Origin of the sequence: Streptomyces sp. NPDC058665, from assembly GCF_042714995.1 — a bacterium.
GTDB lineage: Bacteria > Actinomycetota > Actinomycetes > Streptomycetales > Streptomycetaceae > Streptomyces.
The window spans coordinates 68,105-88,763 of sequence record NZ_JBHXRX010000002.1 but is presented as its reverse complement, the minus strand read 5'-3'; the positions used below and the strand labels follow the sequence as shown (position 1 = coordinate 88,763).

General features: G+C 72.3%; 13 protein-coding genes. All 13 read right to left on the bottom strand.

Annotated features, from left to right (window positions below):
- Positions 1 to 71: 71 nt before the first annotated feature.
- Positions 72 to 2,057 (bottom strand): TOMM precursor leader peptide-binding protein, encoded by a 1,986-nt coding sequence (locus ACFWV8_RS01775; protein WP_384197034.1) that lies wholly within the window; start codon positions 2,055 to 2,057, stop codon positions 72 to 74.
- Positions 2,054 to 2,809 (bottom strand): ABC transporter permease, encoded by a 756-nt coding sequence (locus tag ACFWV8_RS01770; RefSeq protein WP_329392404.1) that lies wholly within the window; start codon positions 2,807 to 2,809, stop codon positions 2,054 to 2,056. Before ACFWV8_RS01770 ends, ACFWV8_RS01775 begins: the two co-directional genes overlap by 4 nt.
- Positions 2,810 to 2,916: 107 nt before the next feature.
- Positions 2,917 to 3,840 carry an ABC transporter ATP-binding protein gene (locus tag ACFWV8_RS01765; protein WP_384197032.1) on the bottom strand — a complete coding sequence of 308 codons (924 nt, stop codon included), beginning with the start codon at positions 3,838 to 3,840 and terminating at the stop codon, positions 2,917 to 2,919.
- A 34-nt stretch (positions 3,841 to 3,874) separates the two neighbouring features.
- On the bottom strand, positions 3,875 to 5,020 hold the full coding sequence (locus ACFWV8_RS01760; protein ID WP_384197030.1) for a site-2 protease family protein: 1,146 nt from the start codon (positions 5,018 to 5,020) through the stop codon (positions 3,875 to 3,877).
- Complete coding sequence (locus ACFWV8_RS01755) at positions 5,017 to 6,099, bottom strand: lantibiotic dehydratase C-terminal domain-containing protein (RefSeq protein ID WP_384197029.1); 1,083 nt, start codon at positions 6,097 to 6,099, stop codon at positions 5,017 to 5,019. The genes ACFWV8_RS01760 and ACFWV8_RS01755 overlap by 4 nt, the downstream gene beginning before the upstream one ends.
- On the bottom strand, positions 6,096 to 8,852 hold the full coding sequence (locus ACFWV8_RS01750) for a lantibiotic dehydratase (RefSeq protein ID WP_384197027.1): 2,757 nt from the start codon (positions 8,850 to 8,852) through the stop codon (positions 6,096 to 6,098). The genes ACFWV8_RS01755 and ACFWV8_RS01750 overlap by 4 nt, the downstream gene beginning before the upstream one ends.
- A gap of 36 nt (positions 8,853 to 8,888) precedes the next feature.
- Positions 8,889 to 10,514, bottom strand: coding sequence for a nitroreductase family protein (locus ACFWV8_RS01745; RefSeq protein WP_384197025.1), 1,626 nt, complete (start codon positions 10,512 to 10,514; stop codon positions 8,889 to 8,891).
- A gap of 50 nt (positions 10,515 to 10,564) precedes the next feature.
- The gene (locus ACFWV8_RS01740; RefSeq protein WP_384197024.1) at positions 10,565 to 12,490 is read right to left on the bottom strand and encodes a TOMM precursor leader peptide-binding protein; all 1,926 of its coding nucleotides are present in this window, start codon (positions 12,488 to 12,490) and stop codon (positions 10,565 to 10,567) included.
- Positions 12,480 to 14,855 (bottom strand): TOMM precursor leader peptide-binding protein, encoded by a 2,376-nt coding sequence (locus tag ACFWV8_RS01735; RefSeq protein WP_384197023.1) that lies wholly within the window; start codon positions 14,853 to 14,855, stop codon positions 12,480 to 12,482. The genes ACFWV8_RS01740 and ACFWV8_RS01735 overlap by 11 nt, the downstream gene beginning before the upstream one ends.
- A gap of 5 nt (positions 14,856 to 14,860) precedes the next feature.
- Positions 14,861 to 16,696 (bottom strand): BTAD domain-containing putative transcriptional regulator, encoded by a 1,836-nt coding sequence (locus tag ACFWV8_RS01730; protein WP_384197021.1) that lies wholly within the window; start codon positions 16,694 to 16,696, stop codon positions 14,861 to 14,863.
- A gap of 10 nt (positions 16,697 to 16,706) precedes the next feature.
- Complete coding sequence (locus tag ACFWV8_RS01725; protein ID WP_329386778.1) at positions 16,707 to 16,979, bottom strand: hypothetical protein; 273 nt, start codon at positions 16,977 to 16,979, stop codon at positions 16,707 to 16,709.
- 217 nt (positions 16,980 to 17,196) lie between these two features.
- Entirely contained in the window at positions 17,197 to 19,773 is a 2,577-nt protein-coding gene (locus ACFWV8_RS01720) for an ABC transporter permease (RefSeq protein ID WP_384197019.1), read from the bottom strand.
- Positions 19,770 to 20,558, bottom strand: coding sequence for an ABC transporter ATP-binding protein (locus ACFWV8_RS01715; RefSeq protein ID WP_329386773.1), 789 nt, complete (start codon positions 20,556 to 20,558; stop codon positions 19,770 to 19,772). The genes ACFWV8_RS01720 and ACFWV8_RS01715 overlap by 4 nt, the downstream gene beginning before the upstream one ends.
- Positions 20,559 to 20,659: the final 101 nt, after the last annotated feature.

Here is a 20,659-nt window from a genome sequence, read left to right as displayed (position 1 = left end):
GGCTTCGCAGCGAGCGACCGGCCCCTCCTCCCGTACCGGGCGAGGGGCCGGTCGTCGTGTTGTCCGTGGAGCTACGGGAACGGATGCGGGACCGCCTTGATCGCCGACTCCGGCAGATCGTCCACGCGCCGCCCGGCCGCCCGCAGCGCGGTCCGCAGTCTCGGCATCAGCAGGGCGCGCTGCCGGGTCCAGCCGAAGTCCAGCGGCAGCAGACCGGGCACGGTCGTGCTCACCGTGTGCAGCCCCATCCGCCGCTGCTCCGGCGTCGTCTGGTCGACGGCGATCACGTCGTACCCGGCGCCCGCCAACTCGTCGCGCAGCAGCCGCAGATCGTCCAGCAGATCGCCGGTGCGCGGGCGGACCGGGGCCCAGTCGGCGTACGTCTCCGCCAGCGGGCGCACGGCCGTCGGCTCCAGGTACTCGCGCGCGTGGTGCGTCATCTCCGGCAGGCCGTACAGCTGCGCGTGGTCCTTGAGGTGCAGGACCTTGCGGTGATCGCGGGCCATCTCGCGCAGCTCGCCCTCGCGTTCGGCGACCTGGTAGGGCAAGTGGGGGATGTAGGTGAGGACTTCGGAGAGGGCCGCGTCGACGGTGCCCTCCGGGTCGAAGCCGGCGGCGGCGCTGAAGGAGAGTGTGCCGAGACCGCCGTCGCGCCGGACCGCGAGGGCGGTGACGACGGGTACGGCGAGGTCCATCCGGGTGTCGAAGGCATGCACGTCGTAGCCGTGCAGCGCGGCCCGGTCGAGCATGGTGCGGATCGCGCCGCCCCGGCACGAGCCGAGGTCGATCTCGGTGAGCCGGGCTCGGCCGTACCAGGCGAGCAGGAACGCGTCGCGTTCGATCAGCTCCAGCAGCCCGAAGAGGATCGCCTCCTCCAGACTGCCGCCGGTGGCACAGCCGTTGGAGCACTCGAAGACGAAGTTGTCGGCGTCGACGCCCGCGCTGTAGTGCGCCAGCCGCGCCGGGACCAGGATCGGGCGCTCGTCGCGCAGCGAGTGGCCCCACACCCACGGGATCGGCCGGTCCGGGTCGAACCGGCTGACCAGATGGTCCTTCTCGTACGTCGCGTCCGCGTAGAAGCCGCAGTCCGCCGGGTTCAGCGCGTCGTGGGCGAGGTTGTTGTACGAGTCGACGACCGGGCTCGTGCCACGGCGCCGGTGGGTGCCCGCGTACCGCTCAAGTCCCTCCAGGAAGGCCAGTCTCCGGCTGGTGGAGTAGCTGTTGGCCTGCCCGCTCCAGGTGACGTCGTTGAGGCCCGCGTAACCGCGGACGAAGTGGGTCCCGGCGACGGGTGCCGTCGTCGTCGAGGCGGGGTTGATCCAGGTGTCCGAACCGAGCGCCCCGCAGACGGGGTTGGCGAGCGCGGCGGTCGGCAGCGGGTACGCGCCGAGCGGGCGCAGCCGGTAGCCGGCGGGGTCCGGCTTGGGCCGGGCCGTCAGACGCATGCGCGCGTCGCTCGCGGTGTCGGGGCGCTCGGGGACGCAGGAGGGGCAGAGCGGTTCGGGCAGCAGCGGGAACGTCGCGGTGGCGAGGGTGCCGAGGTCGACGCGGGTGACCTGGGGCAGCTCGCGGTCGGCGGCGGTGGTGGCGGGCGGGGTGAACTCCCCCGTACGGACGGCGAGATACGCCGCCCAGACCGCGTCGACCGCGTAGTCCGTGAGCAGCGGCCAGTCGGCGGCGCCGTGCGGTTCGTGGCCCAGCTCCAGTGCCTCCCGCTCGGAGCGGCTGCGCAGCCGCTGCCAGCGCATGGCGAGGCACTGGCCGCAGGCGGGCCCGGTGCCGGGTCGGATGTCGCCGCCCCAGGGTCCGACGAGGGCGGCGCGGGAGGTGAGCTGCACGTTGGCCGCCGGACGCAGGGCGGCGTACGGGTCGGGGTGCCCGAAGCCGAGGACGTCGGCGCCTCCGAGGGGCACCACGAGCGGCGCGGGCAGCTCCGCGGTGCGCGGGCCGGCCGCCTCGTACCGTACGGTCAGGGCCTGTTGGAGGCGGGCACGGCCGCGCTCCAGGGGGGAGCCGTCGGCAACCCCCGGCGCACCTGTGGCGGTCGCTGTCGTCATGACTGATCGCTCCAGCGGAAGGTCTTGAGCGCTATCGCGCCGAAGACGACGGCGAAGGCGGTGACGCCGCCGCAGGCCACCAGGATGTCTCCCCCGCCGCCGTCACCGGTGATCGCGGCGGAGATACCGTCGTTGAAGTAGCGCAGCGGCAGCACCAGGGACACGTTCTGCATCCAGCCCGGCATGGCGTCGAGCGGGAAGAACGAGCCGGACAGGAACGCCATCGGCACCATCAGGCAGTTGGCGACGGCGGCGACCGCCTCCGGAGTCCTCGCGAACGAGCCGACGATCACGCCGACCGCGAGGAACGCGGTGATGCCGAGGAACAGCACCGGCAGCGCCAGCGGCCAGCTCCCGGCCGGTTCGAGGCCGAAGAACGGCAGCATCGCGACGAGGACGAACATCGCGGCCTGCACGGTGCCGATGGCCAGCGCCAGCACATAGCGCGAGCCGAGGATCGTGGGCAGCGGCGTCGGCGTCATCCGGATCAGCCGCAGGATGTCGTCGCGGCGCCACTGCATGATGACGAACCCGACGCCGAAGACGGCGGCGTTGGCGACACCCCACGACAGCACGCCGGGCGCGATGTAGTTGATGTACGGGCGCCCGCTCTCCTCGACGGTCATGCCGTGGAAGATCAGGCCGAAGACGACGAGGAAGAGGAGAGGGAAGGCGAAGGTGAAGAACAGCGTGGTCTTGTCGCGCGTGTACGCCTTGTAACCCGCCTGGCTCAGCGCGGAGTAGGCGCTCATGGCGCGTGTGCGTGCCGTCGGTGTCGTGGGCTGGGTGCCCGATGCGCTCGTGGTGCTCATGGTCGTCGCTCCGTCTCTCGGTTCTCGGCTCGCGCGTCGGACATGCCCTAGGCCTGCGGGCTGCCGGTCAGTTCGAGGTACACGTCCTCCAGGCTGGCCGTGCGCGTCTGGACGCCGTGCAGTCCGGCGAGCGCGTCGACCGCGGAGAGCACCGGGCCCGAGTCCTCGGTCTCCAGCACGATCTGGTCGCCGTCCTCGGTGGCCCGCAGCACTCCGGGGATGGCCCGCGCGTCGGTGAGCGACAGCCGGTCGGCGGGGACGAGCAGACGGGTGACCGAGCTGCTGGCGGCGACGAGCTTGCCCGGTGTGTCCAGCGCCACGATCCGGCCGTCGATGACGATCGCGACGCGGTCGCAGAGCGCCTCGGCCTCGTCCAGGTGGTGCGTGGTGTAGACGATGGTCCGGCCGGCGCCCTTGAGCGCGCGCAGCACCTGCCACAGCGCGCGGCGGGCCTGCGGGTCGAGTGCGGCCGTCGGCTCGTCGAGGAAGATCAGTTCGGGGTCGTGGACGAGCGCGGACGCGATGGCCAGGCGCTGGCGCTGGCCGCCGGAGAGGTCGTCGACGCGCACGTCGCGCTGGTCGGTGAGGCCGACGGCGGCCAGGGAGCGCCCGGCCGCCTCCCGGTCGGCCCGGTAGAGCGCGGCGACCGTCTCCAGGTGCTCGCGCGCCGTGAGCCGTACGAAGAAGGCGGACGACTGGGTCTGTACGCCGAGCCGTGGCAGCAGCTCCGGGTCGCGCGGCCAGGGGTGCCGGCCGAGGACGGTGACCGTGCCCGAGTCGGGGCGGCGCAACCCTTCCATGATCTCGACCAGGGTCGTCTTGCCCGCGCCGTTGGGCCCGAGCAGACCGAAGAACTCGCCGCGCGGCACGGTCAGCGAGATGCCGTCGACCGCGCGCTTCTCCCCGTACCGCTTGTGGATCGTGTCGAGGACGACGGCGGGGCCGTCGGTGCCGGTGGGTGTGGGGGTCATGCGGGTCTCCTTGGAAGCGGGACGGTGTGCGGGGCTACGCGGCGAAGAGATGGACGATCAGGGCGGCGACCGCCGCGAGGATCACGGCGAGTACGAGCGACGAGCCGACGGTGTAGGCGAGATAGGCGGTACGGGCCCGGCGCGGGTACGCCTTCGCCGCCGGATCGCGCCGCACGGCCAGCCGTACGTACTCCTTGCTGGACGCGGCGAGTCCGGTCGCGCCGCACAGCTGCGCGGCGATCTTGTAGCCGTCGAGCGGCGGGAACGGTACGAGCATGGCCAGCGCCTGCACACCGCCGAGGAGCAGCAGCCCGGCCAGCGCCTCGCCGGTCGCGTCGTCCACCGGCGCGAACAGCCACACCGCGCAGAACGGCAGCAGGACGGCCAGATTCATCACCGCGCCCGCGACGGCTGTCGCGATCCGGTGCCAACGGGTCCGCAGATACTGGTAGTTGTCGACCGTGCAGTACATGATCACGACGGGCAGGCGCCAGCGCAGTCCGATCTCGGCGACCTGCCCGCCGTAGCGTCTCGCCACCACCCCGTGGGCCAGTTCGTGCAGCGCCGTGCTGAACCAGAGCAGCGCGGCGGCGCCGGCGAGCAGGACCGGGTTGGTGAAGAGCGCCACCGCCCCGTCGACGAGTTCACCGAGCCGCGCGACGGCGACCGCTTCCATGGCGGTGATCAGGAGCAGCAGCGGGACCATGAAGGGCGCGGCGAGCAGGAAGCCGACGGCGCGGTGGAGCCGTTCGGCCGTCGCGTCGGCGTCGGCGACGAGGGGGAGCGTGCCGCGCAGCAGGGTGCGCGGGGGCTTCGGCGGTTCCTCGGCGGTGTCGGCGGTCTCGGTCCGCGCGCTCTCGGGGCCGCCGGCCAGCAGTCCCCGGGCGCCCAGGATGCCCAGCAACTGCTGCCAGTTGGCGTCGCCGAGGCGCTTGCCGTACTCCGCCGCGTACTCGGCGCCCAGCTCGTCCAGACCTCGCGTGCCGTCCATGCGCGCGATCAGGAAGTGTTCCTTGACCCCGACCTCGTACGACTTGCCGCTCCGGGGGTTCTTCACCAGATGCACGGTCCGCGCGCCGAGCAGGAACGCGTCGCTGACCAGCACGCCGGGGCGCAGGGACGGCCGGTAGCGGTCCGTCGGACGACCGTCCTTCGCACGGCGGTCGGTGGGCGCGGTCACGGGGCGGCCACCGCCTCCCGCAGTGTCCGGCCCAGCACGTGCGAGAGATAGGCCTCGTCGCGGATGGTGACATGCAGCCGGTTGTTCGTCATATGCATGTACGGGGAGAGCAGCAGCGGCAGCGCGACCGCCGGGTCACTCACGCACTCGTCCCGCTCCCCGTCCCAGGACCGGAAGACCAGCTCGCCGGCCAGCGCCAACTCCCGGGCGCGCCGGTTCAGTTCGGCGCAGTGCTCGGCCCAGCCCGCGAGGAAGGCGGGCAGCCTGCCGGGCTCACCCACGCCGACGGCCGACCTGATGCGGGCGAACCGGTCGGTGAGGCCGGGGGCCATCGCCGCGTAGTTCTTGTCGTACTCGACGGTGCCGATGAAGCCGGTGCCGGGGAACGCGGTGTGCCAGAACTCGTAGTAGCTCTCCAGGTATTCGGTCAGCTCCCGGTCGTCGGGCAGGAAGGTGCCCGCCATCACCATCATCAGCTGCGCGGACGTGCCGAGCAGCACGGTCCGCAGGTGCAGGTTCTTCGTCCGCAGGGCCTCGATGACGAGATCGCTGGAGTGCCTGAAGTGCCACTCGGCGAGCTCGATCCCGGCGGGGCCGCCGTACTTGCCGTACTCCGGCTCGTACGGCTCGGCGCTGCGCGAGTTGTTGGGGCGCAGCTTCATCCGGCCCTGGTCGTCCATGTAGTGGCCGCGCTCGCTGCCGGGGAACTCGATCTCGAAGAGCGTGTTGTAGAAGTCGTTGAGGAAGCCGGAGTCGACCTCGTACAGCGCGGGCCGCTCGGTCAGGAAGGCGTCGACGGCCTGCTCGGTGCGGGTGCGCACGGTGGCGGCGACGGCCGCGGAGACGGGCTTGATCCGCAGCCGTACGTGCGGGCCTTCGAGCCAGTAGTTCATGAAGAAGTAGGTGTCGATCAGGCCTTCGGCCTCCAGCTCGGCGACGAGCGGGCGCACGCACTGGAGCAGGAAGGGCCGGGGGTTGGCGGCGTAGAAGACGTGCGTGGCCTGCCAGTCGCCGGGGGCGGGTGCGGTGCCGGGGGCGGGGGCGGGTGCGGCGCCGGGGGCGGGTGCGGTGCCGGTCATGAGGCATCCCTCCGTGCGGATACGAGTTCTCTGCGAATGGGAGGCGCGCCGGCCAGCGTTTCCACGGCCAGTTCGGCGACATGACGGCCCCGGCCGGAGACTGCGTGCAGGCCGTCCTCGTCCGGCAGCATCTCGCGGAAGACGACGCGCGCCTCGGCCGTCTTGAGCAGTGCCTCGAACGCGGCGAGCGAGAGGGCGCTGTCGAAGTCCAGATACTGCGGCTTCGCGCCCGTCGCGCCGCGCGCCCCGCTGTCCGAGACGGTCACGAAGACCCGGTCGGGCAGCCCGGTCGCCCGGCGGAAGCGGTGCCAGCCGAGGAACCACTCGTCGTCGGAGACCCCCGGCGCGTGCGCGTGCAGCGGAAGCTCCGCGGCGGGCGCGCTCCAACTGCGCCTGCTCAGGACGACGCTGCCGTGCCGCACGCGCGGCCTGTGGCTGACACCGCCCACGGGCTCGCCCTCCGGGACCCCGCCCCACACGTTCAGCGGGGCCATCGAGGTCGGCGAGAGGAGCAGCAGGGTGCGGGGCAGTTCGGGCAGGGCGAGCGGGACGAGGTAGCCGAGGTAGACGGGGACGACCTCGCGGCCGAGCCGGGTCGAGCGCAGCACCAGCCGGTCGGCGGTCTCGTCGTGCTCGATGAACAGGTCGTCCAGGTCGATGCGGTACTCATCCGGCAGCGTGCCGCTCTCGCCGGGGCAGACGATCTCGTACTCGGTCAGCCGCCCGTGCAGATTGAGATTGCTGGTGACCGGACCGCCGGTGACCTCGGCGAACACCGCTCCCCGCGGCTGCACTTGGGCCGCGTCGGCCAGCAGGGCGGTGTCGAGCCCGTCGAAACACTGGGTGAAGCGGCTGAACGGGAAGGACAGACCGCCGTAGGAGCGGTTGAGAACGACCAGCGGGTCGTGCGGGCGGTCGGCGAGCTGGATGTGGTGGCTCATGGGGGCGAACTTCGGTGCGGCCGGGGCGAGTTCGGCGGTCACATCGGCGAGGAAGCCGGTGTCGAGGTCGATCTCGTCGCTGTCGCCCTCCGAGGCCCAGAGGGCGCGCATCCTCTCGGTGAACAGCTGCCGCGCGGTGTCGATGGCCTTGAGCTGCGGCAGCCCGAGCCAGTTCACCTCGGGCACGTACCGCCCGTCCGCGTCGAAGGTGGTCCGGCTCCCGGTGAAGGTCATGTACTGGTCGAAGAAGTCCTCGTGGAAGTCGTGCACCAGCTTGAGGAGATCGTCGCAGCGCCCGCCCTGTCCGTATCGCGCGAGGAAGAACCCCTTGAACGTGACTCGCTGAGGCAGCGTCAGATCGAACGCGGGGAGCACGCCCTCCACCCTGCTGAGCGGCCCCGCCGTCAGCTCGCGCCACGCGCCGAGGTCCATGGCCGTCTCGCGTCCGGCCGCCGCGTCCTCGTACAGCAGGGTCTGCGGCACGCGCGCCTTCTCTGCGCCGAGCCCCGACTGGATCTCCTGGAGAGTGGCCCTGAGCGAGCCGAGCACCTGGCGGCGCTCGGCCGGCCCGGCGCCGGCGAACCGGTCGGTCAGCGCCACGGCCTCGTCGAGCCGCCCGGCCAGCTCCGTGGCCCACGGCCGGCCGAGCTCGCGCAGGGAGCGCTGGAAGGCGCGCAGCGGGTCGGTGTCATGAACCGCCGTACGCAGCGCGGGTACTTGCACCATGCCCAGGTCCAGCAGCGCGGCGAGATACTGCTCGGCCTCGTCGGCCCCGGCGCCCGCGTCGTCCGCCAGCCAGGCCGCCAACTCGCCGTAGCGCAGGGCCGGACGCTCCTCGAAGAAGTCGAGCAGCCGCTCCAGCGTGCCGCTGCGGCGCAGGAAGAACAGCCGGTCCTTCACCGCGTCGAAGGTAACGGCCGTGTCGTCGTCGCCGGTGGTGACCCAGCGGCGTACGTAACGCACCCGGTCGTCGTCCCTGCCCCAGCCGGACGCGGGGGCGACGGGCAGATCCGCGCGGCGTACGGGATCGGCGATCACGCACTCGGCGAGCCGCCCCAGCGCGACGACGTTGAGCCGCGCGTGCCCGGTCCACTCATCGGCGACGCGCACCTCGAAGCCGCCGTCCCCGGCAGGCCCGTCCTGGAACTCACCGAGGGCGACGCCCGTGAACGTCGAGAAGGGGCTTGTCTTGCAGACGGTGCGGTAGAGGTACGACAGCAGGGAGCGCTCGATCTTCCTGCGGCGCTTGTCGGGCTTGCCCTCTCCCTGCGTGACGAAGGCGTCGATCTGCGCGTCGAGCGTCGGCGAGGCCAGCAGCAGCCCCTTGCGCAGGCGGTCCTCGCCCGCGAGGTCGCGGAGCGCGGCGCGCGCCTCGGCGCTCTCGCCCGCGAACAACGCCGCGCCGGTGGCCCGCAGTTCGGCCAGCTCCCGGCGGTCGAGCAGCCAGCGGGACAGGGCCTCGCCCGTCGCCGTGTCGCGCCCGGTCACCAACTCCAGTGCTCCGTCCGGCTTCTGGGGGAGCCGGTTGTTGAACACCTCACGGCGCAGCTTCAGCAGCGCGCGGCGGTCGGCGGCCTCACCGGGGCCGGCGTCCGCGCCGTCGCCTGTGCGGCCGACGAGGTCGTGCAGCAGATCGCCGACGCGCTCCCCCGCCGCCCGCAGCCGCTCCTCCTCGGCGAGCACGGTGTCCGCCCAGCGACGGCTCGCCGGGCAGCGCAGGGCGCGCACGGTGTCGATCGGCAGCCCGGCGACGCGCAGCATGAAAGCGCGTCTCGGGTCCTGGTCGTGCGTCTGGTACGCCTGGTCGGGCATCCCTGTCCCCCATCCGGTAGTCATCTGGTCATCGGCTCAGGCGATCTCGTACCGGAAGTCGGCGGGGGCGGGCCGCTCGTTGCCGACCATCATGATCAGGAGCGGGGCCTCGCCGGTGGCGTCGAGCCCCAGCTCCTCGATGTACGAGACGTTGTCGAAGCCCAGGGCGACACCGCAGCCCAACTCCAGTGCGGCGCACGCCGTGTAGAGGGACTGGGCGACGGCGCCTATGGTGGCGTTGACGAGGCGGTAGCCGCGGTCGCCGACGGCGTCGAGGACGGCGGAGGTACGGATCGTGGGGACCAGTACGGCGCCGGCCTGCTCCAGGTTGTAGTTGGAGAGGAAGTAGTTGCGCTGGAGGAACTCGCCGGGACGGCCCGCCTTGACCAGCCGCAGCTCGTGGGCGTCGGGGTCGTACGCGTACGCGCCGGGCTCCAGGCCGTCGACGTGGTTCACGAAGGCGTACAGCTTCGCGAGCCGCACGCCGCCACCGCCACCGCCACCGTCGACGCCCGCCCCGGTGCCGGTGTCGCCGCCGAGGCGCGAGCCCTCGCTCGACGCGGCGAGACAGGCCGCCAGTTGCTCACCCGTGACCGGCCGGCTCGCGTCGAAGCGGCCGAAGCTGCTGCGACGGCGGCGCAGCGCTGTCCGTACGTCGGCGGGCATGGGCCGCGCGGCGGGCAGCGGTGCGAGGGGCAGCTCCGGGTTCGCCGGGGGCGCCGCGGCCGGGGCGAGCGCGCCGAGTGCGGGCCGCTCGGTGGCGTGCGCGGAGGTCGTCGCCTGCATCTTGAGCAGCGCGTCGAAGGTGAAGACCTCGCGCGAGCGCTCGATGTCATGGCGCCGTACGGAGACGTTCCCTGGGGCCGGCGGCTTCGCACGCGAACCGGCCCCCGTACCGGCCCACTTGAGCGGGACGACGGCGAACACGCCCTCCTCCTCGCCCCGTACCCCGAGCAGCCTCTGGAGCCGTGCCTCGTCGAACCACATCGCCGGCTCGACGGACAGCCCACGGGCGCCCGCCCACATGCGCCAGGTCTGCACGGCGGCGCCGAGGTCCATGCTCACGGCGTGGAAGGAGAAGCTGTTGTACTTGAAGGAGTTCTGCCAGTACTTGATGCCCAGGACCAGGTACTGGTCGGTGGAGGCCTCGATGGCATACCCGCCCAGCGATTCGCGCACCTCGCCGGAGACGTCTCCGGTGAGCAGGCGCTGCATGGTGTGGTGCCGGGTGGAGTAGTAGTGCACACCCGGTGTGAGCGGTCCGCGCGGTCCGGAGACCCAGTAGACGCTCACGGGGTAGAGGCCGCCGCCGGAGGCGGAGCCGCGCGAGAAGTTGGCGAGCGGGTAGAACGGCAGGGCGCTCAGGTCGGTGTTGGCCTGGACGCCGAGCCTGCGGCCGGTCAGACCGTACGAGTCGAGGAGCATGCCGGACAGCGACGTCAGGTCGAACGCCCCCGGGAGCGCTTCTCCGCTGCCGCCGAAGGCCCGGTCCAGGCTCGCGTCCGCCGGATAGCCGGACGCGGGCAGCGGCAGGCTGTCGACCCCCGGGTAGTACTTCGCCTTGCGCGGCCCGTCGGACCAGTTCGGCACGAAATCGGCCGGTGCCATCGGGACCCGGCCCCGCCGCATGATCGCGGCGGCGTAGTCATGGGCGTACCCCATGGTGGGACTCCTCTCAGGGGTTCGGGTCAGGGTTGCGGGTCGGTTTCGGATCAGGGGAAGGGGTGCGGCGCCAGGTTCAGGTCGGCGTCGGTCAGGTCGTGGTCGCGCAGCCCCGCCTCGCGCAGGGCGGTGCGCAGCCGGGGCATTCCGAGCGCGCGCTGCCGGGTCCAGCCGAAGTCGATGGGCAGCAGGCCGGGGACCAGCACGGAGACCGTCGTCAGGCCGAGGTCACGCTGTTCGGGCATGGTCTGGTCGACGACGACCACGTCGAATCCCTTGTCGGTCACGGCACTTACGCACCGGAGCAGGTCGTCGCGCAGATCGTCGGAGACGGGCGGCAGCGACCCGTCGCCGTACGCCTCGGTGAGCGAGCGCTTGCGCGGCCGGGGCGCGCCCGGCTCGCCGATCAGGAAGTGGGCGTTGTTCCCCATCTCGGGGATGCCGTAGGCGAGCGGGTGGTCGTGCAGCGCGGCGACCTTGTCGTAGTCGGTGGCCATAGCGCGCAGCCGGACCTCGTCGCGCTCGGTGCGGCCCCGGAGGTTGACGGCGTCCGTGGCGATCTCGCACAGCGCCCCCGCCAGGGCCGACTCGGGGTCGAGCCCGGCGCCCGCGCCGAAGCACATCCGGCCCCTGCCGCCGTCGGGGCGGACCGCGACGCCGGTGACGACCGGGATGGGGAAGCTGATCCGGGTGTCGAAGAAGCGGGCCTCGTAGCCGTACATCTCCAGGCGGTCGACCATCTGCCGGGTGGCGGCGCGGGTGCTGGTGCGCGGGTCGAGTTCGGGGAGGGCGGCCTTCCCGTACCAGGTGAGGAGGAAGGCGTCGCGTTCCACGACCTCCATGAGGCCGAAGTAGATCGCCTCCTCCATACAGCCGCCGGACGCGCAGCCGTTGGAGCTCTCCTGCACGAACCGGTTCTCCAGACCGGGCGCGTGATAATACGTCAGCACTTCCGGCACGAGGACCGGCTGGTGGTCGCGGAGCGAGTAGCCCCAGACCCAGGGGAGTTCACGGCCGGGGCGGAAGGGGGTGACGCGCGGGTTGGCGCGGTGGAACTCCTCGGAGTACAGGCCGACTTCACGCGGGTCCAGGACGCGTTCCCCGGCTTTCCTGAGTCCTTCGAGCGAGCCGTGCACGCCAGCCGCCTTGGCGCGCGAGCGCATCCCGGCGTACCGCTCAAGTCCCTCCAGCACACCGATGCGCACGCTCTGCGCGAAGGTGTCGGCGTGGCCGCCCCAGAACGTCTCGCGCAGATAGTCGCCGGAGCGCATCGAGAAGCAGCCGATGGTCGCCGAGGTGGACGTGGAGGAGATGTCGTGCACGACGGAGGGGCCGAGTGAGCCGCAGACGGGATTGGCGTACGGCTCCGCGGGCAGTTCGTACGCGCTGATGTCGCGGAGCCGGAAGCTGCCCGGCCTGTGCTTGGGCGCGGGGTTGAGTGTGAGGACCGCCGCCTCGGGGGTGTCCTCCTCGCCGCGTCCGCAGCGGGGGCATTCGGGGTCGGGTACGAGCGGGTAGTGCCGTATCCGAAGGGTCTCCAGGTCCAGGAGGTGGACCGCCGGGAAGGAGCCGGTCGACGGCCCCTGCCCGGCGAGCCTGGCCGCGACGATCCCGGCGAGGGCGTCGGCGCCGAACGGGGTGATGTACGGCGACTCCCCGGCGGCCCTGGTGCCGGAGCCCAGCTCCAGGGCCTCGCGCAGGGCGACGGAGCGCACGCCCTGCCAGCGGCGGGCGAGACAGCGGACACAGGGGCGGGCCTCCGCGCCGGGATCCGTGAAGGGCCCGACGACCGCGTGGCGGCCGTAGAACCGTACGGGCACCCCGCCGTCCTCGCCCTCAGGCTCCTCGCCCGCGAACGCGTCGCGGACGCCGAGCGGCGCGACGTCGAGCGCGGGGGTGGCGGAGGACCCCTCGAAGCCGCGGCGCATCAGCGTGGCGAGGTCGCGGGCGGACCGCTCCCAGGGATCAGCCGGCATCGGGCGCACCTTCCGCGCCGGTGGTGAGCAGGACGCGCGCCGTGCTGACGCCGCCTGCGGGCAGGTCGGCCGGGGTGGTGTCGACGTACAGCACGTCCCGGCCGGCCTCGCGCAGCCGGTCGAGCACCGCGTCGAAGGTGGTGGCGGTCGCGTCGGCGGCGACCGGTTCTCCGGTCAACGGCACGGTGGCGGCGGCGAGTTCACCCATCAGCGGGTCGCCGAGGTCGACCGTGGAGTCCGGGTCCTCGGTGTCGAGCTGCACCTGGCCGAGCAGATCGCGCAGGGCGGCGCAGGCGGCCGTGGTCCGGGAGAGCCCGGCGGCGACGGCCCAGCGTCCGTGCCCTTCGGCTCCGACGGCGGCGCCCGTCTCGCGGGCCAGGACGACATGGGCGCCGGAGTGCTCCCGCTCGCCGAGGTCGACGAGTTCGGCCCGGATGCCCACGTTCGGCACGGACTTGAGCAGGAACACCAGCTCCGGGTCGGCGTCCGGCTCACCGACCGCCGGGGAGGTGACGAGCGCGCAGCGCGCCTGGCCGCGTACCGCCCGGAGCAGCGCGCCGTGGGCGAGCGCGGAGAGCAGCCCGCGGCCCGCCGCCTCCTGCGGGCTCGGGCCCGCGCCGGCACCGGCGGTGGTCGGCTGGTGCAGACGCGCGGCGTTGTACGGGCCGAACGGCCGTACCGCGGCTGCCGGTACGCGCACGGGCTCCTTGGTGAGCAGCGACGCCGCGGTGAGCCAGGCGCCCACCGCCTCGACGGCCGCGCCGGTGCCGCTGCCCGTGGTCAGCTGATCGGGGGCGACGGCGGCGATGCCGTCGGCGGACGCGGGGGCACCGGACCCGGGGGTCACGGGCACGACGTGCTCGACGTACGTCTCGGCCGCCGCGTACAGGGCGCGCAGCCGGGCGCCCGCCAGGTGGTGCACGTCGAAGGCGGCGATCCGCCTGCGCGGTCCGTGGCCGGCGGCCAGTTCGACGCGGCTGATCTTGAGCGGGGTCTGGGTGAGGCTCTCGTCGTCGTACCGGACGAAGATGCCGGTGAAGGGGCGCACCAGCGCCGTACTGATCCGGTTGAGGTCCTCGACCAGGGCCTCCGCCTCGCCCGCGCTCTCCACGGTCGGGGTGACGGGGAGCGTCAGTCCGCCGGGCAGTCCGCCGGGCAGGGCGGGGCGCCGGGTCGCGGCGGCGGGCGCGCAGAGCGCGCAGCGCGGGTGGGGCTGCACGGGCTCGGCCATGACGTCGAGCGATTCGAGGTCCTGGACGATGACCTGGCCATCGGTCTCGGCGGGCAGCACGCCGGTGGTGAGGCGGAAGATCTCGTAGCCGAGGAGGTTGCCGGACATCGCGGCGACGGGGCCGGTCAGCGGGGAGTGTCCGGCGGCGCGGGCGGTGGCTCCGCCCGCGACCTCGCTCCAGATGTCGGCGGCTGCCGCGGCGTCGGCGTTGCCGCCGAGGCGCAGCACCGCGCAGGACCAGCAGCCGGCCGAACCGGCCTTGCTGAGCGGCCCGGTGACCGAGCGGCGGCCGAACGTCCAGGCGGGGATGAGAGTTGTGCCCTCCGGCACGCCCGCCGACAGCAGCGCGTGGGTGCGCGGGGAGGCGTCGGCGCCGGTGACGACGACGATGTCCTGCCCGTCGAGTGCGGACCAGGCGGGGTGCGCGGGGAGGGTGTGGAGAGTCACCGGGCAGTCCTGGCCGGCCAGTTCGGCGATCTCGGCGAGCAGGGCCGGGTCGCCGGCGGCGTCGCCCTCGACGGCGAGGTGGGCGCCGCCGTTGCGGACGAGGCTCAGCGCGCACCAGCGGGCGACGGGTCCGGTGCCGAGGATCGCGACGCGGGTGGTGCGGTAGCGGTGGAAGCGGGCGGGGGCGCCGTCGGCGTAGTGGTCGGCGTACGCGATCTGGGCGGCGAAGCGGGTGGTGACCGCGTCGGTGAGGCCGTGGGGGACGGGGGCGGCGGAATTCCCGGAGGCGGTCTCAGGAGTGGCCCCGGGGGCGGTCTCGTCCTCGGGGATGTCCCGGGCGAAGCCGCGCTCGTACAGCGTCTTGACCAGTTCGGCGGCCATGGCCCGCTGGGCGGGGCCGAATCCCTGGCAGATGTCGGCGAGACGGTGGTGGCCGGCGAGGTGGGGCACCATCAGCGAGGCGAAGCGGTAGGCGGTACGGCCGGTGAGGTGGAAGCCGCCGTCGGCGTTGTGGAAGAGGACCCCGCCGGGCGTCTCGGTGAAGAGCACGTCGCGGCGGACGCGGGGGCGGGTGCCGGCCAGGGCGTCGAAGGCGGTGGCGGCAGCCGGGGCCGGTGCCGGTGCCTGTGCCGCCCGCGCGGCCGGAGGCGCGACTGCCGTCGGAGTCTCTGTCGCTTCTGCAGCCATGGGATTCACACCTTCTGTATCGGTCGGGATCGATACGGCGCGGTTCTGCGCGCGTACACACGGAGCAGTTCGTGCACCCGGTACGGGCCGGGCGGCCCTTCTTCCAGCAGTCCGGCGTCGGCGAGCCGGTCCAGTACGTCGTCCGCCTCGACGGGCGGCATCCCGAGTACGCGCACGCTGTCCTCGGCCGTGAAGTGGTCGGGGATCTGCGCGGCGACCTTCAGGAAGGCGTCGGCGAGCCGGGGGTCGAGCCGGTCGAGCGCCCCGCCCAGGACGCGGTGCACCGACAGATCGGGCGAGTCGGCGAGCGAGAGCCGGGCCAGCGGGTCCTCCGCCAGCCAGCTCACGGAGTCGGCCAGCCGCAGCGCGGGCCGGGTGAGCAGCCGGGCCGACATGATGCGCAGGGCCAGCGGATGGTGGCCGCAGGCCTCGGCGAGCCGACGGGCCGCGTCCGGTTCCGCGTCGACGCGTTCGGAGCCGAGTACGGCGAGCAGCAGCTCGTACGACTCCTCCTCGGCGAAGGTGCCGAGCCGCAGCACCCAGCCGCCGTGGGTGGCGACGAGTCCGGCGAGACCACGCCGGCTGGTGACGATCGCCGCGCCGTCGGTGCCGGCCGGCAGCAGCGGCCGGACCTGGTCGGCGTCGACCACGTCGTCCAGCACGAGCAGCGCGCGCTCGCCGCGTACCTGGTCGCGCAGGGCGGCGGCCACCTCGGCCGCGGCGTCGTCGGGGCCCCGGGGCGTACCGTCCGGGGCGACCATCCGCACCATGAACAGCCCCGCCGGGAAGCTCTCCCTGACCTGGTGGGCGAGGTGCTGGGCGAGCGCGGTCTTGCCGATGCCGGGCGCCCCGGACACCAGGAGGGTGACCGGTTCCTGGCCGGGCACGGTCAGCCGCTCCAGCAGCGCGGCGCTCTCGGCGGCGCGCCCGGTGAAGGAGCGCACCGCGGGGACCGGCCCCACCATCGCGGAGGGTGGCGCGAGCGGGGCGGCAGCGGGGGCGGCGGTGAGCCGGCGCTCGCCCGTGGCGCCCGTACCTCCCGTGCCGCCCGTACCGCCGGAGACGTACGGGGCGGCGGCCGGGGGCCGGTCGTCCGCCGGTCCCAGATCCTCGCCGCGCAGAATGGCCAGCTCCAGCCGGCGCAGCGCGGGCGACGGGTCCACGCCCAGCTCGTCCAGCAGATACTCCTTGACCATCCGGTACTCGGCGAGCGCCTCGGTCTGCCTGCCCGTGCGGTACAGGGCCTCGATGAGCTGTTCCCGGAACCGCTCGTGCCCGGGGTGCGCGCGGCTGGCGCTCCACAGCTCCACCAGCGCCTCGCCGCAGCGGCCGAGCCGGAGCTTGAGGTCGCAGGCGCGCTCCAGGGTCCGCAGCCGCTCCTCGACGAGCCGGGGGACTTCGTCGCGGTGCAGCACGTCGGAGCGGACGTTGGCCAGGACGGAGCCTTCCCACAGGGACAACGCCCCTTTGAGCACGTGCAGTTCGCTCTCGGGATCGGCGATGTCCGCGGCGCGCCGTACCTCTTCCCGGAAACCGATCAGGTCGAGATGCCGGGGCCCGGCGGTGATGCGGTAGCCGCCGGGCACCGCCTCGATGGGTGTCTCGGTGACCCCGTGCTTGGTGAACAGCCGCCGCAGGCGCAGTACGCAGGTCTGGAGCGCCGCCCGTGAGGTGGCCGGCTGTTCCTCGCCCCACATGGTCCGCTGCAGGTAGTCGGCGGAGACGACCGTGTTCGCATGCAGGAGCAGTGAGGCGAGGAGAATGGTGGGCTTGGAGGGCTGGAGGACGACGGTGTCGGGGCCGTCGGCGATGCTGAGCGGCCCGAGGAGCTGAAACCGCACCGGCTACGCCTCAGTCCCAGCCGTTCACAAGCTTGCACAGGGCCATGACCTCGCGCTCGACGGGCCCGGGGAGGTGGGCGACGGCGGACTGGCACGTGGTCACCGCGCCGGCCGGGGGAACGACACGGGGGGCGGCGGATGCGGTGCCCGGGGACAGGGTCAGTGCGGCGGCGCAGAAGCCGAGGGCGAGAACGGTACGGGTGACCCGGGCGGTGCGCGCGGTACGAGCGGTACGCGAACGGGCCGTGACCTTCGTGGAGTTGCGGTGCGGTACGCCGAGCACAATTCCCCCTGTTGGATCGTTCCGCCGGACCGGATCGGTCCCGGTGGGACGACGATGGCAGCGGGTGTCTCGAAATGGGGGGCCGAGGCGTGTCAGCTTGCTGCATCTACGCGCGCAGCTTGTTGTCACCACCTCCCCGACCAGGGAAAACGGAATCGGCCCCGATGGGTGTGAAGGACACCCACCGGAGCCGAAAACGTACCTTCGAAGACGGAACCTAATCCGTGGCGATCGCGTTCAGGACATTCATACGGCCGGCCCGGAACGCCGGGACGAGCGCGGCGAACAGTCCCACGAAGGCCGAGGCCACGAACACCCCGCCGATCGTCGGCCAGGGGATCTCCAGGACCCCCAGCCCCTCCAGGGCGAGGATCTGCTGGGCCGACGTGCCCCAGCCGATGCCCAGACCGAGGCCGAGCAGGGCGCCGAAGAGGGCGATGACCATCGACTCCAGGCGGATCATGCGGCGCAGTTGACGCCGCGACAGACCGATGGCCCGCAGCAGTCCGATCTCCCTGGTCCGCTCGACGACCGACAGCGCGAGGGTGTTCACCACTCCCAGCACCGCGACGACGATCGCCAGTCCGAGCAGACCGTAGACGATGTTGAGCAGCTGGCCGATCTGGTCCTTCAGGTCCTGCTTGAAGTCCGTCTGGTCCTGGACCTTGTACTGCGGGTACGCGGAGAGCGAGTCCTTCAGCGCCGCGTACGCCTCCTTCTCCTTGCCGTCGTCGGCCGCCGCGAACATGAGGATGTTCTTCGGCAGCTTCTCCGCCGTCAGATACCGCTTGGCGGTGTCGATGGAGAGGTACTTGGCGCCCTGGTCGACCGACACGTCGTCGGAGGTGATCGCCGCGACGGTGAGCTCGGCGGTGTCGCCGCCCTTGAAGGCGACGGTCAGTACGTCCCCGACCTTGACGCCGTACTCCTCGGCGAATGTGTCGCCGACGGACATGGCGTCCTTGCCGTACGCGGCGGACAGCTCGCCCGCGACGGTCTCACGGCGCAGATCCTTCGCGTACGTCGGGTCGGCCGCCGCCAGTTCCTCGTCGGCGGTCTTCCCGCCGGGCGTGGTCAGCTTGGCCTCGATCGACTTGTACTCGGTGATGTGCGAGATGTGGGGCGCCTTCTCCAGCGCGGCCTGGGCCTGCGGCACGATCGGCTGGCCGCTGGTGGACTGGATGATGAAGTCCGCGCCGACGGATTTGTCCAGCTCGTCCGTCGCCGAAGCGACCATCGACGAACCGACCACCGACAGACACGCCACCAGGGCCAGCCCGATCATCAGGGCCGCGCCGGTCGCCCCCGTACGCCGCGGGTTGCGCAGCGCGTTGCGCTCGGCCATCCGTCCGACGGGCCCCCAGGCCCGCAGGACGAACAGGCTCAGGATCCGGACGAAGAAACCGGCGAGCAGTGGACCGATGACGACGAAGCCGATGAGCGTGAACACCACGCCCAGTCCGAGGAACAGGGAGCCCTCGGCCGCCTCCTCGGCGCCCGTGGAGGCGGCGAGCGCGGCGAGGCCGCCCGCGGTGAGGACCAGACCGATGCCGCCCCGGATCCGTCCGGCGCGGCCGTCGGCCGGCGTACCGGCGTCCCGCAGCGCCGCCATGGGCGAGATCTTCCCGGCCCGGCGGGCGGGGATGTACGCGGCGAGGACGGTGACGATCACTCCGAGCGCCAGCCCGACCGCGGGGGTCGTCCACTTGACTGTGAGGTCCTCGGTGGACAGCTCCATGCCGATGGACGACATCAGTTTCATCAGGCCCACGGCCAGCCCGACGCCCGCGGCGACACCGGCGACGGAGCCGACGACACCGAGCAGGACGGCTTCCAGCAGTACCGACCTGTTGACCTGCTTGCGGCTGGACCCGATGGCCCGCATCAGGCCGATCTCCCGGGTGCGCTGGGCGACCAGCATGGAGAAGGTGTTGACGATCAGGAAGATGCCGACGAGGAAGGCGATCCCGGCGAAGCCGAGCATCGCGTACTTCATCACGTCGAGGAAGGAGCCGACGCTGTCGCGGCCCGCGTCCGTCATCTCCTTCTGGGTCTGGAGCTTGTACGCGCCGTCGAGGGAGCCCGCGAGGTCGGTCTTGAGCGCGTCGTCGCTCACGCCCTGGTCGGCGACGACGTTGACCTGCGTGAACCGGCCGGTCTCACCGAGGAGTCCGCGCTGGGCGGTCTCGGTGTCGAAGTAGACGACGGCAGCGCCCGGGTTGGTCACCTTGAAGGTGGCGATGCCGACGATCTTGGCGTTGATGTCGCCGGTGACGACGATGGTGCGCAGCTCGTCGCCGAGCTTCAGGTCGTGCTTGTCCGCGGTGTCGGCGTCGACCATGACCTCGGTGGGACCGCGCGGGGCGTGCCCGGAGGTGATCTCCATCGAACGGAGGTCGTTCTTGGTCCAGTTGCCCGCGATGGTCGGGGCGCCGGTGGACGCCCCCACGTTCTCGTTCCCGGAGTCGACGACCGTGACGCTCATGCTGCTGACGGCGCCTTCGGCGGACTTCACGCCCGGCGACTTCTCGACGCGCGCGACGACGGAGGCGGGCAGCGACTCGGGCTTGCCGGTCTGGGACGGCATGTCGTCGGCCGCCGCCGCGCCCTTGGGGCTGACAGTGACGTCGGACGAGGTCGAGGCGAAGAGCTTGTCGAACGTGGTGTTCATGGTGTCGGTGAAGACGAGCGTCCCCGAGACGAAGGCCACCGACAGCAGGACGGCCACGGCGGAGAGCGCCATGCGTCCCTTGTGCGCGAGGAAGTTGCGCACGGAGGTCTTGACGACGGTCACGACGTCCGCCCCCGCGCGTCGAAGTTCTTCATCCGGTCGAGGACCTGCTCGGCGGTCGGGTTGCGCATCTCGTCGACGATCCGGCCGTCCGCGAGATACAGCACCCGGTCCGCGTACGACGCGGCGACCGGGTCGTGCGTGACCATCACCATGGTCTGCCCCAGCTCGTCCACCGATCTGCGCAGGAAGCTCAGCACCTCGGCGCCGGCCCGCGAGTCCAGGTTTCCGGTGGGCTCGTCGCCGAAGATGATCTCGGGCTGGGCGGCGAGCGCGCGGGCGACCGCCACGCGCTGCTGCTGGCCGCCGGAGAGCTGGGTGGGCCGGTGCCGCAGCCGGTCGGCGAGACCGACGGTCTCCACGACCCGCTGGAGCCACTGCCGGTCGGGCTTGCGGCCGGCGATGTCCATGGGGAGCGTGATGTTCTCCAGGGCGTTGAGCGTCGGCAGCAGGTTGTAGGCCTGGAAGATGAAGCCGACCCGGTCCCTGCGCAGTTGCGTGAGCTTCTTGTCCTTGAGCTTCGTGATCTCGGTCTCGTCGAGGTAGATCTCTCCCGATGTGACCGTGTCGAGGCCGGCGAGGCAGTGCATCAGCGTCGACTTGCCGGAGCCGGACGGGCCCATGATCGCGGTGAACTGCCCGCGGGCGATGTCCACATCGACATGGTCGAGCGCGACGATCCGGGTCTCCCCCGAGCCGTAGGCCTTGACGACCTGCCGCGCTCGCGCGGCGACGGCCAAACGCCCTCCCGTGCCCCCGTGCTTGGGGATGGTTGCAGCCGTTGTCACGGTAAGTCTCCTAAGTCCGTCGATAATCAGGCGTCGTGAGACACGGGTGCGCGCCTCGCGCTGTGCGGTGGTGTGGTGTGCCTTGATTCTGCGCGCCCCAG

What these genes read in the sequence shown, in the direction of transcription:
- ACFWV8_RS01755 (WP_384197029.1), bottom strand. Translation starts at nt 6,099, where the DNA reads ATGACCGGCACCGCACCCGCCCCCGGCGCCGCACCCGCCCCCGCCCCC.
- ACFWV8_RS01775 (WP_384197034.1), bottom strand. Translation starts at nt 2,057, where the DNA reads ATGACGACAGCGACCGCCACAGGTGCGCCGGGGGTTGCCGACGGCTCC.
- ACFWV8_RS01765 (WP_384197032.1), bottom strand. Translation starts at nt 3,840, where the DNA reads ATGACCCCCACACCCACCGGCACCGACGGCCCCGCCGTCGTCCTCGAC.
- ACFWV8_RS01745 (WP_384197025.1), bottom strand. Translation starts at nt 10,514, where the DNA reads ATGGGGTACGCCCATGACTACGCCGCCGCGATCATGCGGCGGGGCCGG.
- ACFWV8_RS01750 (WP_384197027.1), bottom strand. Translation starts at nt 8,852, where the DNA reads ATGCCCGACCAGGCGTACCAGACGCACGACCAGGACCCGAGACGCGCT.
- ACFWV8_RS01770 (WP_329392404.1), bottom strand. Translation starts at nt 2,809, where the DNA reads ATGAGCGCCTACTCCGCGCTGAGCCAGGCGGGTTACAAGGCGTACACG.
- ACFWV8_RS01740 (WP_384197024.1), bottom strand. Translation starts at nt 12,490, where the DNA reads ATGCCGGCTGATCCCTGGGAGCGGTCCGCCCGCGACCTCGCCACGCTG.
- ACFWV8_RS01735 (WP_384197023.1), bottom strand. Translation starts at nt 14,855, where the DNA reads ATGGCTGCAGAAGCGACAGAGACTCCGACGGCAGTCGCGCCTCCGGCC.